Below are 15,180 nucleotides of genomic sequence, written 5' to 3'. Positions count from 1 at the left end.
GCCCTATTTAACAACATTCACTCAGTCTGAGTCAAAAAGTTTTTCCTGATCAGCGCAGCAAAAGCATCAGCCGCCGCTGGCTGTTTTATGTCTCTCCTGTATATATAATTTGTTTCCACCAGTCTGTAGTTATCCTCAAGTTCTTCATACGGAACATCATATTTTTTCAGTAACCTCTCAGGCATGCAAGTCACTCCCAGTCCGGCACGAACGCAGCCAAGTATCCCCTCAAGAGTGCTTAATTCTATTACCTTGACGTTCTGCAAATCAGCAGAAGCCGCCCACTTCTCCAGAACATCTCTGTATGAGCAGCCTTTACGGAAAACAATAAGAGCGGAAGGATCTCTTATCTCCTTTCTAATCCCGCCTAAAGCAGCATTAACCTCACCCAGCCTGACCGACTCAATATTCTCATTAAAACCCACACCGCCTGTAAATGCTCCATCCAGCCTGTATGCCATTATATCCTCCACAAGCGCTGCGGAAGAATCTGTCTTGATTGTCAATTCCACTTCAGGATATTTTTTTTTGTATGCAGACATAGCAGCAGGAAGACACTCGGAAAATGTTGTATCTGTCAGCCCTATTCTGATCTCACCCTTGGCGGCTGTTTTCAGTTTGAATTCACTGCTTATATCCGCTGCTGCAGACATTATTTTTTTAGCGAACGGCAAAAGCCTTTTGCCGTCAGATGTTATTTCCACCCCTCTGCTCTTGCGGTAAAACAGACAAACATTAAGCTCATCCTCAAGCTTTTTGAGACGTGCAGTAACGTTTGACTGAACAGTATTCAGCTTCTCCGCTGCAGATGAAATTGTTCCTGTCCTGTAAACCTCCAGAAAAATCCTTAACTCGTTTAAGTCCATACACCACCATGAAATAAGCATATTTTGTGACATATGATATATCTATGGCGTAATAATTGTTATCACTTGTATTGATGTAAACATATGATAATATCGCTAAAAATGAACTTTATGCAAAGCCTTGCAAGCTGTATTAACGAATAAAAAACATACCAAAAAAGATACAAACACAACGGCAAGCGTTTACACGGGAAAGACTATCCGGTATTTATCTCATATTTCCGAATATCAGCATAATTTGTTAGCAGCCGAACAAGTATAGCTCCGTTTTTTCAAAAAAGGGCATACATGTTTTCTTTTTTCTGCACAGAATAAAAATACTTCCATAGAGTCTGAAACCGGTGAAAACGATTTTCAGACTCTTAAAGGTTGTTTTGATTTCAGTATATGATAATATCTCAACACAAAGGGGAGGAACGGGGAATGAAGCATTACGGAGCTGTTCTTTTAGGCGGTGCTGCTGCAATGTTCACCGCAATGGGTATCGGCAGATTCGCCTATACACCTGCAATCACATTCATGCTCGAAGCAGGTGTTATGAACACAGCACAGGCAGGTTTTATTGCATCGGCAAATTACGCCGGTTATCTGCTTGGTGCGCTGTTTTACACATTAAAAACACCAAATAAGCATACTTTTGAAATATCGCTTGTTTTAAGCGTTCTGACTACGGCTCTCATGCCTGTTTCAGAAACAATGATATGGTGGAGCATAATCCGTCTGCTCTCCGGCTTTTACAGTGCTGCGGTTTTTATATGCGCAGCAGAAAAAGTTTACACCTCGCTTTATGCAAACCACAAACAGAACCTTGGAGGTCTTCTCTTCAGCGGCGTCGGCGCAGGCATAGCATTTTCCTCATGGTCAGTGCCCTTCGCTGCGTCATACGGAAGCTGGCAGACACCGTGGTATTTCATCGGCGCTGTCAGCGTTATAACCGCCACAGTCTCATACCTTCTTGCCGGAGGCACATCAGCCGCCACAAGAGGTAAAGCAGATATAGACAATAAAGGCATATGGAGCCTGCCGGTTCTTCTGCTTGCTGCTGCTTATCTTTTTGAAGGTTCGGGATATATAATTGCAGGAACCTTCCTTGTGGATATAATTAAGTCTTCATCCGGCTCCGTTTCTGCCGGATTCACGGGGTGGGCTCTGGCAGGGCTTGCCGCAGTTTTCTCAAACTTTATCTGGTCATGGGCAGGTCACAGGTTCGGTCTGTTCAGAGTGCTTGTGATTCTTTATATACTTCAGGCGGCCGGTATGCTTCTGCCTGCATTCAGTAATTCAGTCTGGGCAGCTTATATTTTCGCTGTCATTTTCGGCGGAACATTCCTCGGTGCTGTTGCACTGGCATTCGCATGCGGAAGACAAATGCTCCCGAAAGCAAATACTGCTCCGTACCTCACTGTTTTTTACGGAGTCGGACAGATAATCAGCCCATGGATCGGCGGACTGATGGCATATAAATCCGGCAGCTTCGCCGAACCGCTCATCTTTTCATCTGTAAATGTAGCCGCCGGGGCAGCTCTCACAGCCCTTGCGGGAGCAGCATATATAACAAGGAGGAAAAAATGCCGTTCGTAAACATCAGAATCACAAAGGAAGGAGCAACCAAGGAACAGAAAGAAAAACTTATTCAGGGAGTGACAGACCTGCTTGTGGATGTGCTGGGAAAGAATCCTAAAACCACTTTTGTAATCATAGACGAAGTGGAAACCGATAACTGGGGAGTGGGCGGAGAATCTATAACTGAACTTCGCAAAAAACAATAAGCAGATTAACGGAGCATACTCTTATGTATGCTCCGGCGTACTATCAAAACCGGTTGAGGCGTATCTTACTCTTACGGAGATAATTTTCAGGGTGAGGTTCCGGAGCATCAGCGGGGTAGCCTATTGCAATCATAGCAAGAACAAGATAACTGTCCGGTATGCCAAGCAGCCTGCGGACGTAATCCTCCGATAATGTCGCATCATCCTTTTCCCTGCCCCTGAGCTGAATCCAGCAGCTTCCAAGGTCGAGAGACGCTGCCGCATAATGCAGAGTGGCTGCAGCTATTGAACAGTCCTCAATGCACATATCACTCACATCCCTGTCTCCGGTGATAACATAAACGAGCGTTGCTTCCGCAGCGAAGGACGAGCCGTGCTTTTTTGCCTCTGCAAGTTTGATAATGGTTTTTTTATCATCCACAAGAATAAATTCCCACGGATTCCTGCCCCTGGAGCTGGGAGATCTTAATAGAGCCTCGGAAAGAAGTTCAACTTTCTCTTTCTCCACTGGTTTATCTGTATATTTTCTGACGCTTCTTCTCTTTCTCAGCAGTTCAATCATGTTCTTTCCTCCATAGGTGTTATATGATGATTATCATGGGATTGCACTAATACGCAACACAAGATAATGAAAAAAACGCTCAACAGCACAGCATTCATTTCATCATCTGTTAATCTGGTTATATTTCTGGAAAAAAATGAACACAGTAAAAGTCAAATATTCAATTCATATCTAATAAGTAGTTAATTACTAATACCAATAGACAAATATATACACACGGAAACGAAGCTAAATATAATAATTAAAACATAGTCTATGAATAGGTCATAAAATGTTCACACGTCTTCCCCGCAACATAGAAAACAGATAAAACCTAACCGCTGAACAACCATACGAAACAGGAATAATAACAGCAAATAATATGTGAGCTTTATATCACATAAAATATAATATTAATGAGAACTAGTTCCGAACAGGAGAGAAACCGAAGTATATAACACATACTGCAGCATAGTTGTTTTTAGTGATAAAGTATTGGGAAACAGCGGATTAGATTAATTAATAATACTTGTTTTAAATCTGGGTGTTCTTTCAGTGCATAAACTGTTGTTCAGTTATTGGGAATCAGAATGCCAAAGAAGTAAAAAAACCTATAAAATCACTAAGCTTTTGAGTTTTCAGCCACTCTGTCATGCTCAACGCATCCCAGAAGACTGTTTTTGATGTACCCGGTCTGAAGCACAAAAAGCGTTTTTCTGCCTTCCTTATAAGCTTTCAGCAGCCCGGCATCTTTCATCAGATTAACATGCTTTGTAATGTTGGTTCTTTCACAATCGAAGGCCTCTTCGATTTCGTATCCGTAGCGGGGTCTCTCGCAAACCATTCTGGCTATGCGTAAGCGGACAGGATTTGCCAGCGCTTTGAATATACCCAGCACTTCTTCAAGTTCTTTATCGTTAAGGTCTCTTAATGCCATGTATTTTCTATATAATATATATATAGGAGAGTCAATTATTTTGTTATGCCTCAAAATATAAGAATATTTGATAGACATGTTCAATTTTAGTTATTACCTGCCGTAATCGTGATTATTTTGTCACTTTTTATTGACACTTTTTACTCACGGAACTAATCTACTTTTAATGTTTATTTACAGTTCAAACATGCGTTAATTCGCATATAAACTTCAAACGAGGGAATCCATGACAAAATGCAGAATCTCCCGGAGACGTTTTATTCAGGGAACGGCCTCAGTGGGCGCAGCGCTTGCGTCCATGTCATCTTTCCGTCTGCTTACCGGCGGTTCATCAGCAGTTGCTGAACCGCAGCAGGGAGTGACATTTGCCCAGAACTGGTGTGAAATGTGCTTCTGGAAGTGCGGTCTCACCGCAAAAGTGGTAAACGGAAAAGTGAGAAAACTTGAGGGACAGCCCGACTGCCCCAGCAACTACGGCAAACTCTGCGCCAAAGGAAACGCAGGCGTATTTCAGCTTTATGATCCTGACAGGCTGAAAACTCCTCTCATCAGAGACGGAGAGAGAGGGTCAGGCAAATTCAGAAAAGCCACATGGGAAGAAGCGGCAGCTTATGTGGCACAAAAAGTTAACGAGCTTAAGGAAAAATATGGACCTGAAACCTTCAGCATATTCGCTCACGGTTCAGGCGAGCATTCATTTGTTGAGCTTGTTGAAATCATCGGTTCACCCAACTACTGCATCCCGTCATACGCACAGTGTACGGGCAGCCGTGACATCGGCTGGGCACTTTCTTACGGCAAACCTGTCGGCGGTAAAGAACCTGTTGACTCCCAGAACTCAAAATGCATGATGCTTCTCGGCAGAAACATAGTTGAGGCACTCCACGTCGGCGAAATGCAGGATTTTGTGGAAGGTGTGGCAAAAGGCGCACATGTAATCTATGTTGACCCCCGCTTCACAAAAACAGCGGCAAAGGCAAACCAGTACATGATGATTAAACCCGGAACAGATTCAGCTCTGCTTCTCGGAATGATTAACTATATAATAGAGAAAGAGATCTACAATAAAGAGTTTGTAGAAAACTACACCTACGGCTTTGACCAGTTTAAGGAACATGTAGCAGGCTACACTATTGAGTGGGCATCTAAGGAAACTGAAATACCGCAGGAAGAAATAATCAAGGCTGCGGAAAAGCTTTGTGAAGCTGCACCCCACTGTTATATCCACCCCGGCAGAAGGCTCACAAGATACGGCAACGACACACAGTTCACCAGAATAGTTGCATGTCTCAACATGCTCATGGGGAACTGGGAAGTCAGAGGCGGAATCTACCGCACCATCGGCTTTAAATACGATGCTCCGCACATGGTTCATTTTGACAAACCCTATGCAGACAGAGCAGACGGTGCAGGTTCTGAGGAATTTCCTCTCGGACCCAAAAACCTTGGCTTCGCCAATAAACTCATGGAACATATAGCAAATCAGGATGTTTACCCCCTTAAGGGAATGTTCGTTTACGGATGTAACCCCCTTCACCACCACGGCAGCACAGAAATGGTGAAAAAGGCTTTGGAGAACACTGAACTTCTTGTCACATGTGAAATTTATATGACAGATACCGCATGGCTCTCAGATGTCATTTTTCCGGAATCAACATACCTTGAGCGGTATGACCCCGTAATCAGCACAGGACGCAGGAAAGGCTACATCCAGTTCAGAGAGCCGGCCGTTTCTCCCGTGTTTGATACAAAAGGCGGATGGGAAATAGCAAAAATTCTCTCCGGCGCCATGGGACATGAAAATGAATTCCTTGATGTGCAGGAGTACAACAGGCAGGCGTTTGAAACGCTCGGCATCACAGAAGAATACATGAAAAAGCATGGCGTATGGGTTGCCAATGAGAACACCCCCTACCCTGTTGAGGATGAAGGCGAAGAACCTTCATTCAGAACACCTTCAGGAAAGGCCGAATTCTACAGCAATATATGTGAGCATTTCTCATATCCGCCAATGCCCTCCTACGAGGAAAACCCGGTTCCGCCGGAAGGTGAGTTCAGGCTTCTCTTCGGCAGATTAAGCTTCCATACCCACGCACGTACACAGAACAACGCATGGCTGCTTGCTCTTCATAAATCGGAAGTACCCCTGTGGATCCACACCGAAAAGGCGAAAGCACTCGGAATAAAAGACGGCATGTCCGTACGTCTCGTAAAGGAAGGGTTCAAAAGCAACCCATGTACCGCAAGAGTTGTTGACTACATACATCCTCAGGCGGTTTTCCTTCCCTACGGATTCGGTCATGAAACCAAAGGTCTCACAAGGATTACAGGTAAAGGAGCCAGAACATCCGACTTCACATCCAACCTGACAGACCCTATAAGCGGTGCGGCAGGCTTTCACAACGGCTTTGTGAAAGTTGAGATCGCTTAAGGAGGCAGCAGAGATGAATGCAACTAAAACTAAAAAATTCGCAATGGCATATATTGTGGACAGATGCGTGGACTGCAAAGCATGCATGGTGGCATGCAAGGCAGAATGGCAGATTCCGGACAACGATTTCCGTACTCATATCGATACAGGTATAGCTCCGGCAGCAACAGACAGACTCAGCATGCACTTTCTTCCCCATCAGTGCAACCACTGTGACGATGCTCCCTGCGTTACCGTATGCCCCACAAAGGCAAGTCACAAGAGAGAGGACGGTGTTGTTGACATAGACAACCGCAAGTGTGTCGGCTGCCGCTACTGCATCCCCTCATGCCCTTACAACGCAAGGTTCTTCAACAATGAACTCGGCGTTGCGGACAAATGCACATTCTGTCTTCCGAGGATCTATGACGGTCTCATGCCTGCATGCGTTACCACATGCCCCGGTAAGGCAAGGGTTTTCGGCGATATAAATGATCCTGAAAGCGAAATTTCAAAGGCTCTCAAAGACGCTGCCGATAACAGGTACAGGGTCTGGACACTCCGTAAGGATCTGGGCACAGAGCCGAATATTTATTACATCCAGAAGTAGGAGGACAAAATGGAATTTCAAACAGGTTTCCATTGGTACATAGCGGTTTATCTGTTCCTAGCGGGTGTCGGCGCCGGTTCAATAGTTGTTGCGTCCCTTGCCGACATTTATGACAGACAGAAATACATATCATTCATAAAAGCGGCAAGCGTAATAGGCATGCCGCTTGTCACTATAGGTATATTATTCCTCTACATTGACCTCGGTCAGGGTATGTACAAGCCGTGGCTTCTTCTGCTGCTGTTTGTAAACCCAACTTCGGCCATCATGTGGGGTACGCTGATACTTACTATTTTCACAGTGCTTTCACTCCTGTACGGTGTGTATAACCTCGGCATACTTGACTGGTTCATCAAAAAAATGGGATTTGTAAAAATCTTCAAACCCATTGCGGCAAGCCGCTTCATGAACTGGTCTCTGATTATCACAGGTATACTCACAGCGGGCTATACGGCAGTTCTTCTCGGTGTTTTGAAGGCTATTCCTTTCTGGCACCAAACATCACTGCCTATTCTCTTCATCATCTCCGCCTCATCAACGGGCATTTCAGGAGCAATGGTGGTGAAAGAACTTTTCTTCAAAGAAGAGGCTCATCTCGAAAAGATTGAGACTACGCACTTCTACCTTATAATGCTTGAGATTCTCCTCCTTATAGGTATGCTTCTCATAGCGCTTCAGGGCGTGCCCGAAATGAAATTCTCCGCTCTTACTCTCCTTACTGGCGAGTTTGCGGTTGAGTTCTGGGTGTTCCTTGTTCTTCTCGGACTGGTTGTACCTGCTTTCGTATTCGCCTTTGTTGAGGCGGGCAAAATGCACGTAAGCGGCGGCAAGCTGGTATTTTTTGAGCTGCTTGTTCTCGTGGGCGGATACTTCCTGCGTTATCTGATACTTCACGCAGGTGTTTACACTCAGAAATTTACCGACTATATTATGATTCATTACTAAAAACTGAAAACTGCGGGCGGGCATCCCCCGCCTGCGGTTTTTTTTCACTGTCTCGGCACAGAATCATCAATCAGGACTGTTTTAATGACAAAAAAGAACAACCTCTCCAGAAGGGGTTTTCTCGGCAGAATCGCAGGAATTGCGGCTTCTGTCTTTTCCTTCTGGTTTATTTACAGATTTCTCACACCGGGAGATTCAGGCGGGGATATTCTCATACAAGCCTCAGAAGCGGACATACCGGAAGGCGGAGCAGTTATTTTCCCTGATAAGCACATAGCTTTGATGCGGATGGACGGCGCTCTCACTGCGATGTCCCTCGTATGCACTCACCTGGGATGCACCATAGCGCTTGACGGCGATAAGTTCGCCTGCCCCTGCCACGGCAGCATCTTCGCCCTTGACGGAACAGTGATTAAAGGACCGGCGGAACGCAGGCTTGACACATACAGAACAGAAACTAAAGACGGGCTGATAACCGTTTTCAAACAGGTGAATGCGTGATTAAGCGTTATCTGGTTCATCTTTATCCCAAAACCTTCAGTAAGCCGGCGGTGCATGGAACTCTCCTTATGGGCGGGCTGATAACCGCTTTGTTCATCAGCTTATGTATAACGGGAGTTCTCCTGCTTTTTTACTATTCTCCGGAAAGCTCATCAGCTTACAGCTCCATAATTTATCTGGAGGAAAAGGTCTTCGGAGGGCGCTTCATCAGGGCGATGCACCTATGGAGTTCCCATATTCTGCTCATTACACTTGCTCTGCATATGATACGGACAATATTCACAGGGACTTACGCTGTGAGAGCTTCCAACTGGAAACTGGGCTACATCCTTTTCGGGCTTCTGGTATTTGAAGCCTATACAGGGGTTCTGCTCCCTATGGATCAGCTCTCCTACTGGGCAACCAAAACAGGAATGGAGCTTGTGAATGTTATCCCCTTCGGCGAGTTTATCCGCAGACTGCTCACACCTGACGATGTTGGCGGCAGGCTGACTCTTATCCGTTTCTTTGCCATGCACATAGCCCTCATACCGCTTTTGTGCGTGTTTCTGATGTCGGCGCACCTCTATAATGTACGCAGAGACGGCGGGCTTCATCCGCCGATGAACAGCATAAAAACAAAAAGCGATCCGTATCTTTTTAATCTCACATGGGTCATAGCTGCTGCGGCTGTACTTATCCCCGCTGCTTTTGCAGTTTTCTCCGGTGCGCCGCTGGAAGAACCCGCAGATCCGGTACTGCCTCCTAACCCTGCGAAAAGTGCATGGTTCCTGCTGTGGATTCAGGAGATAGTGAGCTGGAAAGCCTGGCTGTTCAACCCTTTTGCCGTATTGTTCATACTCTTTTTCTTTCTGCCTGATTTCCGCAGAAACTATAAACCGGAAAGAACTGAATGGTTTTCAAAAAAAGACATTCCTGTCTGGGGCATAACGCTTTTTATGTGTGCGGCAGTGATTGCCCTTACGGCTGTGGCAATGTTTTTCAGAGGTGAGAATTGGTCTCTCGTACCCTTTTACTTCTGATATTTCTTACAGTTCCCGCTTTTCCGGCTTTTGCTTCGATGTGTATAAAATGCCACGAACCTCATTATGAAAAAACCGGTTCATGCTCTGTCTGCCACAGGGGAAATGAGGAAACATCCAGAAAAAACATTGCCCACAGCGGCATGATAACCAAAAAATATGCTGACTTCATAATAAATAAAAAAGCTGTGGAAAGAGGCGGAAAAACAATTGAAAACGCCCACTGCAGAAGATGCCATATAACAGCGGGCAAGGGCAACAACATTGCCCCTGATCTGGACACGGAAAGCAGACGGAAAACAGCAGAAACCCTTAAGGAAAAACTCACTGAACCCACTGACTACATGCCTGACTTCCGTATGAGCGATACTGTCTCTGATGAAACAGTAAAATACCTGCTTAATTCAGGCGGTTCGATGAAAAGCACTTCAAAAACCGCTCCGTACGTGGTTTTTATAACCCAAGGCAAAAAAAGCGCTTTTGAAGATAAATGCGGCGGCTGCCACAGACTGCTCACCCGCAAGAGAGGCGGCATAGGTCACGGAGATACCGCACCTAATCTTTCAGGGCTTTTTACCGAGTTTTACCCGACGGACACAATCAAGTCAGAGGCGAAAAAGTGGAACAGGGAAATGCTGTTAAAATGGGTTAAAAACCCCCGCCGGATTAAACCCGCATCCCTCATGCCTCCGGTAGTTCTGACAGAGGACGAGGAAAACAGGATAACAGAAGAATTCAATAACTAAACAAGCTTCTTTCTCAGAAAAAGCCAGCTTAAAATAACAAAAACAGCTATAACTGCCGCAAGCAGATTAAACACCGCAAGCTGGTGTCCATGTGTTCCTGATACGATAAGCATGCATAAAGCACCAAACATAAGCTGGCAAAAAACCATAAATGATGATGCAGATCCGATATCCGTGTTTACCTGTTCAATAATCAGATTATTGCTGAGAGGTCTGTTCATACATATAAAGAAGGTTGTCAGAAACGTAAAGCAGGTGAAAAAGTACCATGCGGAAAAGCTTAACAGCCACAGACCGGCAGCAGCCACGGCAGCACCGGAAAGACAGAAAGTTATAAGGCTGTTGGGTTTAAAATGTCTGAGGAGTCTGGTGCAGACGAAGGCTCCGAACATGGCACCGAATGCGTTGAACGCAAACAAAATACTGAACTTTGTTTCACCAAAACCGTTTATGCCTATGTAATATATGGGAGAAAAAGCTATAAATGCGTATAATGGTCCGGCTGAAAGACTAAGGGTCAGATTGGTCCGCATGAATTTCCGGTTGGAAAAAACATTCCTGTAACGGAAAAATACCTTGTACCAGTCTCCTGTAAATCTATCCTCAATTGTCTCCCTGAAAAGAAATGAAACAACGAAAGTACATGCCACCATTGCCGCCTGAGTGAGGAAAATGTACCTCCATGAGCCCAATCCAAGGAGAAAAGTGCCTATCATCGGCGCAACCATAGGCGCAACAGCAAGCACAGTACCCAGATATGCAAGAGCCTTCCTGCGTTCTTCACCCTCATATTTATCCCTGCATATTGCCATAACCATGGCTGAGGGAGCAGCAGCACCCATACCCTGAATCACACGGAAAATAATGAGCTGCCACACATTTGTACTCAATGTACAGAGTATAGATGAAACTACAAAGAAAAAGAGTCCCGTCAGTAAAATAGGACGCCGCCCGTATTTATCTGAAAGAGGTCCGTAAAACAGCAGCGAAGTGCTGAAACTGGCGAACCACAATACTAAGGAGAGATTTACGAGATGCTCCCCCACATGCCATTCCTTTGCGATTACCGGAATAGCCGCCAGATACATATCAGTTGCCAGAGGCGGTGTGGCACCAATCATAGCCAGAAAAATTATGTAGAGTCCTTTGTGTTTGCTTATGTCTAATAATGCTATCATTCAATCACCTGAGAAATTATAACTATGCACATTTGTGTTATATTTTCAATGCCTATTACATTTTTTTACATTGGCTATAAGATATGCAAATCAAAAAATATTGACTTTCACCCCGTCTTCGCTATATACATTGATACATAACGACATGAAAGAGGTATAGCTTATGAGAATTCTTTTGATCGCATTGTGTTTGCTTATCAGTGTTTCAGCCTTCGCCAAAGATGTCACTGTTTTCGGTGCAGCTTCCGTAACAAACGCTATGAATGAACTTATTGCAACTTACAAAAAAGAAACCGGCAAAAATGTTATAGTATCCTACGCATCATCAGGACCCCTTGCAAAACAGATAGAAAACGGCGCTCCGGCTGATATTTTTATTTCAGCAAACATGAGCTGGATGGATTATCTTGTTGAAAAAGGCAAAATCGAAGAAGGCACAAACGCCCCGTACCTTGCCAATAAACTCGCATTCATTGCACCTGTTTCATCAAAAACAGATAAAATAGAACACCTTGACGGCGCTACAGTGAAGAAACTCATCGGCAGCGGTAAGTTCGCAATGGGCGACCCCGAACATGTCCCCGCAGGAAAATATACGAAGAAAGCTCTTGAAGGTATGGGAATCTGGACCGATATCGAAGGACAGGCAGCCAGAATGCAGGATGTAAGAGCTACTCTTGCGATGGTTGAACGTGCAGTACCTTATGGTTTTGTATATTTCTCAGACTCTGCAATAAGCGACAAAGTAAAGGTTCTCGCCCTTGTTGATGATTCTCTCACAGGTAAAATCACCTACCCTATGGCAATTGTGAAAGACAAACGCACATCCGAAGTAGAAGCATTTTACAATTTCCTCAAAACAGATTATGCTGCTGGAGTTTTCCTTAAATACGGATTCATAGCGGTGAAATAAGAATGTTTGAACTCTCGCCGATAGAGATTGAGGCGATTTATCTCAGTATGAAAATTTCTCTTTGGGCGGTACTTGCCGGGCTAATCCCCGGCATTGCCGCCGCTTATTTGCTGGCACGTAAGAACTTTCCGGGCAAACTCCTTTTTGACGGGCTTATCCACGTTCCGCTGGTCATACCTCCTGTTGTAACAGGCTACCTGCTTCTTATCACTTTTAATGACAATGCCCCCGTGGGCAGGCTGCTTAACAGCTTATTCGGAGCAGGGATAGCCTTTTCATGGCGGGGAGCCGTCGTGGCTTCGGTTGTGATGTCAATGCCTCTTCTGGTCCGCAGTGTCCGCCTTTCCATCGAAGGCATAGACAGAGGGCTTGAGGAAGCAGCGAAAACACTCGGAGCGAAAAGATGGAGAGTTTTCTTCACTGTCACTCTTCCACTCTCTGTTCCGGGCATTATTACGGGAACTGTCCTTGCTTTCGCAAGAAGCCTTGGAGAATTCGGAGCAACAATAACCTTTGTTTCAAATATTCCCGGTGAAACACGGACGCTTCCCGTTGCCCTTTACAACCTTACTCAGACTCCCGGAACGGAAGCGGCGGCTTTAAGGCTCTGTATTATCTCAATAGGGCTTTCAATTGCAGCAATAGCAGCATCCGAATACCTCTCCAGAAGAGCGGCACTGAAACTTAAAGGAGCGTCCAATGCTTGAATTTACAGCAATAAAACGCTACCCGGCTTTTACTCTGGATGTATCATTCAAAATGAATGAAGGCATGGTTACAGGGCTATTCGGACGTTCCGGTTCAGGCAAAACCAGCATAATAAACTTGACGGCCGGATTGATTAAGCCTGACGAGGGCTACATTTCCCTTGGCGGAAAAGTTTTATACGACAGCAGAAAGAAAATTAACATTTCCTCTCCGGAGCGCAATTCAGGATACATTTTTCAGGACGGCAGGCTTTTCCCGCATATGACTGTGGAAGCTAACCTGCGCTATGGAATGAAAAGGAGCGCCCACAATGGACATAAAGCAAGCTTTGACGATGTTGTGGAACTTCTGGGCATTGGTGATCTCCTTAAAAGAAGACCTCACAGGCTTTCCGGCGGGGAAAAACAGAGGGTGGCAATCGGCAGAGCGCTTTTATCTTCACCGGACTTTCTTCTTATGGATGAGCCGCTCTCAGCCCTTGATTCTCACAGAAAAGAAGAGCTTATCCCTTTCATAGGAAAAATGGTGCAAACCTTCAAACTGCCGGTACTTTACGTAACTCACTCACTGGATGAGCTTTTCAGTTTATGTGATAATGTGGTGCTTATGAATGACGGCAAATGCACCGACTCAGGCAGCGTTGAAGAGGTTGTTTCACGACCAGGTAACAGAGAAATTCTGGGCTTAAGCGGAAGAGTAAGCGTTCTTCGTGCATCTGCTGTTTCAGAAAAAGAACCTTCAAGCATTCAGTTTGAGGACGGACGGCTGCGAATACCCACCTCAAAATATGCTACAGGCACGGAACTTCGTGTTGCAGTCCATTCTGATGACGTGACACTTGCTTTGAGTAAACCTGTCGGAATAAGCGCACGTAATATAATGAAAGGAACTATAACGTCAGTGGAAAACAGTGACGACGGTGCAGTTGCGGTTACTGTGAATGTAGGCGTTCCGGTTTATGCGACAATCACCCGTTCAGCGGCATCCGAACTGGGAATCAGAACAGGTATGGATGTTTATATAATTATGAAAACAATAGCGCTTTCAAGACTAAGCGTTCCGTTCTTACATTAATACACCGGTTCAGGCCCTGTTTTGCAGGGCTTCAGTTTATGTCCCTTTTCTTACAACATCTCTCATCTGAAGCAGAACAGAAAGAATTATAATTCCCAGTCCCGCAAAGAAAGATGCGTTAACCTCACTCATTTCCCTGAAAATAAGAGCTGCGAGAATAATCGTATAAACCGGTTCAAGGTTGTAAGAAAGATTCACTGTAAAAGCTGAGATACGCTTAAGGGCATAAATCTGCAAAAGCTGCAAACCTATTGTGCAGAATACAGCAAGTATGAATATATAAAACAAGTTGCGTGCATCCGGTATAAGCACCGCAGTATCTGTAAAATGCAGATAAAACGGAGCAAGAATGGAAAGAAATACAAAACCGCCTGCTATTTCATAAAACGTCAGCAGGGGCATATACGAAAACTTTGGTATCACTACCTTGTTTAGCGTGATGGCAAAAGCACATACCAATGAAGAGGCTATTCCAAGCCCGATACCGAGCCTGAAGCGGCTGTCAAAGTGAAATATCAGCAATATTCCAGCCACTGCAAAACAACCGTAGAAAAGCTCCCTGTAATTAATGCGTATTTTCAGCAGGAGCGGCTCAATGAGCGCAGTAAAAAATCCGATGAGGGAGAAGCAGACCACTCCGACACTGACATTTGATGCTTTTATGCTTCCGTAAAACAGCACCCAATGCAAACACAGCACAGAACCTACCAGTGCTGCCTGAAGCATCTCCTGAATGGTGTACTGTCTGAATTTTCCACTTACCTGAAGAATAATGTAAAAGCATAACGCAGCGACAAAAACACGCCACCATACAAGGGCTCCGGCATCCAGAGTTATCAGACGCCCGAACAGACCAGTAAAGCCTGCGACAAATATGGAAAGATGAAGGGCTATAAATGCCTGTTTCATAAATAACTCCGGAAAGGATCAACAATAAGCCCGAAGGCAGATAATGTAAAT

General features: G+C 45.0%; 16 protein-coding genes. 11 read left to right on the top strand and 5 right to left on the bottom strand.

Annotation, left to right across the window (positions count from 1 at the left end; translation table 11 throughout):
• Positions 1-17 precede the first annotated feature (17 nt).
• A complete protein-coding gene (locus ACYRYY_RS12185; RefSeq protein WP_460215879.1) occupies positions 18-866 on the bottom strand; it encodes a LysR family transcriptional regulator in 849 nt (282 codons plus the stop codon).
• A gap of 423 nt (positions 867-1,289) precedes the next feature.
• Here ACYRYY_RS12185 and ACYRYY_RS12180 point away from each other — a divergent pair, with 423 nt between their 5' ends.
• Both ACYRYY_RS12180 and ACYRYY_RS12175 read left to right on the top strand, forming a co-directional pair.
• Positions 1,290-2,447 carry a YbfB/YjiJ family MFS transporter gene (locus tag ACYRYY_RS12180; RefSeq protein WP_460215878.1) on the top strand — a complete coding sequence of 386 codons (1,158 nt, stop codon included), beginning with the start codon at positions 1,290-1,292 and terminating at the stop codon, positions 2,445-2,447.
• Positions 2,435-2,635, top strand: coding sequence for a 2-hydroxymuconate tautomerase family protein (locus ACYRYY_RS12175; protein WP_460215877.1), 201 nt, complete (start codon positions 2,435-2,437; stop codon positions 2,633-2,635). The genes ACYRYY_RS12180 and ACYRYY_RS12175 overlap by 13 nt, the downstream gene beginning before the upstream one ends.
• Before the next feature lie 43 nt (positions 2,636-2,678).
• Here ACYRYY_RS12175 and ACYRYY_RS12170 read toward each other — a convergent pair whose 3' ends face one another.
• Both ACYRYY_RS12170 and ACYRYY_RS12165 read right to left on the bottom strand, forming a co-directional pair.
• On the bottom strand, positions 2,679-3,197 hold the full coding sequence (locus ACYRYY_RS12170; RefSeq protein WP_460215876.1) for a nitroreductase family protein: 519 nt from the start codon (positions 3,195-3,197) through the stop codon (positions 2,679-2,681).
• 601 nt (positions 3,198-3,798) lie between these two features.
• Positions 3,799-4,113 carry an ArsR/SmtB family transcription factor gene (locus ACYRYY_RS12165; RefSeq protein WP_460215875.1) on the bottom strand — a complete coding sequence of 105 codons (315 nt, stop codon included), beginning with the start codon at positions 4,111-4,113 and terminating at the stop codon, positions 3,799-3,801.
• A 226-nt stretch (positions 4,114-4,339) separates the two neighbouring features.
• Here ACYRYY_RS12165 and ACYRYY_RS12160 point away from each other — a divergent pair, with 226 nt between their 5' ends.
• The 6 genes from ACYRYY_RS12160 to extS all read left to right on the top strand — a co-directional run bounded on the left by ACYRYY_RS12160 (position 4,340) and on the right by extS (position 10,347).
• Positions 4,340-6,544: a molybdopterin-containing oxidoreductase family protein gene (locus ACYRYY_RS12160; RefSeq protein WP_460215874.1), complete on the top strand. Its 2,205-nt coding sequence runs from the start codon at positions 4,340-4,342 to the stop codon at positions 6,542-6,544.
• Positions 6,545-6,557: 13 nt separating this feature from the next.
• Entirely contained in the window at positions 6,558-7,133 is a 576-nt protein-coding gene (locus ACYRYY_RS12155; RefSeq protein ID WP_460215873.1) for a 4Fe-4S dicluster domain-containing protein, read from the top strand.
• Between the two features lie 9 nt (positions 7,134-7,142).
• On the top strand, positions 7,143-8,078 hold the full coding sequence (nrfD, locus tag ACYRYY_RS12150; RefSeq protein WP_460215872.1) for an NrfD/PsrC family molybdoenzyme membrane anchor subunit: 936 nt from the start codon (positions 7,143-7,145) through the stop codon (positions 8,076-8,078).
• Positions 8,079-8,162: 84 nt separating this feature from the next.
• A complete protein-coding gene (locus ACYRYY_RS12145; RefSeq protein ID WP_460215871.1) occupies positions 8,163-8,579 on the top strand; it encodes a QcrA and Rieske domain-containing protein in 417 nt (138 codons plus the stop codon).
• Positions 8,576-9,601 carry a cytochrome b N-terminal domain-containing protein gene (locus tag ACYRYY_RS12140; protein ID WP_460215870.1) on the top strand — a complete coding sequence of 342 codons (1,026 nt, stop codon included), beginning with the start codon at positions 8,576-8,578 and terminating at the stop codon, positions 9,599-9,601. The genes ACYRYY_RS12145 and ACYRYY_RS12140 overlap by 4 nt, the downstream gene beginning before the upstream one ends.
• Complete coding sequence (extS, locus tag ACYRYY_RS12135) at positions 9,574-10,347, top strand: selenite/tellurite reduction operon c-type cytochrome lipoprotein ExtS (protein ID WP_460215869.1); 774 nt, start codon at positions 9,574-9,576, stop codon at positions 10,345-10,347. Before ACYRYY_RS12140 ends, extS begins: the two co-directional genes overlap by 28 nt.
• On the opposite strand, the gene ACYRYY_RS12130 is transcribed toward extS, so the two are convergent.
• Positions 10,344-11,525, bottom strand: coding sequence for a multidrug effflux MFS transporter (locus ACYRYY_RS12130; RefSeq protein ID WP_460215868.1), 1,182 nt, complete (start codon positions 11,523-11,525; stop codon positions 10,344-10,346). The two genes, extS and ACYRYY_RS12130, sit on opposite strands and share 4 nt — an antisense overlap.
• A gap of 163 nt (positions 11,526-11,688) precedes the next feature.
• Here ACYRYY_RS12130 and modA point away from each other — a divergent pair, with 163 nt between their 5' ends.
• From modA to modC, 3 genes are read left to right on the top strand one after another with little or no spacing between them, the layout of a single operon-like run.
• Positions 11,689-12,438, top strand: coding sequence for a molybdate ABC transporter substrate-binding protein (gene modA, locus ACYRYY_RS12125; protein ID WP_460215867.1), 750 nt, complete (start codon positions 11,689-11,691; stop codon positions 12,436-12,438).
• 2 nt (positions 12,439-12,440) lie between these two features.
• Positions 12,441-13,145: a molybdate ABC transporter permease subunit gene (gene modB / locus ACYRYY_RS12120; protein ID WP_460215866.1), complete on the top strand. Its 705-nt coding sequence runs from the start codon at positions 12,441-12,443 to the stop codon at positions 13,143-13,145.
• Positions 13,138-14,220: a molybdenum ABC transporter ATP-binding protein gene (gene modC / locus ACYRYY_RS12115; RefSeq protein WP_460215865.1), complete on the top strand. Its 1,083-nt coding sequence runs from the start codon at positions 13,138-13,140 to the stop codon at positions 14,218-14,220. The genes modB and modC overlap by 8 nt, the downstream gene beginning before the upstream one ends.
• Before the next feature lie 36 nt (positions 14,221-14,256).
• On the opposite strand, the gene ACYRYY_RS12110 is transcribed toward modC, so the two are convergent.
• Positions 14,257-15,129 (bottom strand): DMT family transporter, encoded by an 873-nt coding sequence (locus ACYRYY_RS12110; protein ID WP_460215864.1) that lies wholly within the window; start codon positions 15,127-15,129, stop codon positions 14,257-14,259.
• Between the last annotated feature and the right edge of the window lie 51 nt (positions 15,130-15,180).

The organism is Geovibrio sp. ADMFC3 (genome assembly GCF_054687035.1).
Note: the sequence above shows the minus strand (reverse complement) of the source record. Positions and strands in the feature narration are given on the sequence as shown.

Bases quoted from the DNA above. Each gene is read 5' to 3' on its own strand.
- ACYRYY_RS12185 (WP_460215879.1), bottom strand. From the start codon at position 866: ATGGACTTAAACGAGTTAAGGATTTTTCTGGAGGTTTACAGGACAGGA.
- ACYRYY_RS12180 (WP_460215878.1), top strand. From the start codon at position 1,290: ATGAAGCATTACGGAGCTGTTCTTTTAGGCGGTGCTGCTGCAATGTTC.
- ACYRYY_RS12175 (WP_460215877.1), top strand. From the start codon at position 2,435: ATGCCGTTCGTAAACATCAGAATCACAAAGGAAGGAGCAACCAAGGAA.
- ACYRYY_RS12170 (WP_460215876.1), bottom strand. From the start codon at position 3,197: ATGATTGAACTGCTGAGAAAGAGAAGAAGCGTCAGAAAATATACAGAT.
- ACYRYY_RS12165 (WP_460215875.1), bottom strand. From the start codon at position 4,113: ATGGCATTAAGAGACCTTAACGATAAAGAACTTGAAGAAGTGCTGGGT.
- ACYRYY_RS12160 (WP_460215874.1), top strand. From the start codon at position 4,340: ATGACAAAATGCAGAATCTCCCGGAGACGTTTTATTCAGGGAACGGCC.
- ACYRYY_RS12155 (WP_460215873.1), top strand. From the start codon at position 6,558: ATGAATGCAACTAAAACTAAAAAATTCGCAATGGCATATATTGTGGAC.
- nrfD (WP_460215872.1), top strand. From the start codon at position 7,143: ATGGAATTTCAAACAGGTTTCCATTGGTACATAGCGGTTTATCTGTTC.
- ACYRYY_RS12145 (WP_460215871.1), top strand. From the start codon at position 8,163: ATGACAAAAAAGAACAACCTCTCCAGAAGGGGTTTTCTCGGCAGAATC.
- ACYRYY_RS12130 (WP_460215868.1), bottom strand. From the start codon at position 11,525: ATGATAGCATTATTAGACATAAGCAAACACAAAGGACTCTACATAATT.
- modA (WP_460215867.1), top strand. From the start codon at position 11,689: ATGAGAATTCTTTTGATCGCATTGTGTTTGCTTATCAGTGTTTCAGCC.
- modB (WP_460215866.1), top strand. From the start codon at position 12,441: ATGTTTGAACTCTCGCCGATAGAGATTGAGGCGATTTATCTCAGTATG.
- modC (WP_460215865.1), top strand. From the start codon at position 13,138: ATGCTTGAATTTACAGCAATAAAACGCTACCCGGCTTTTACTCTGGAT.
- ACYRYY_RS12110 (WP_460215864.1), bottom strand. From the start codon at position 15,129: ATGAAACAGGCATTTATAGCCCTTCATCTTTCCATATTTGTCGCAGGC.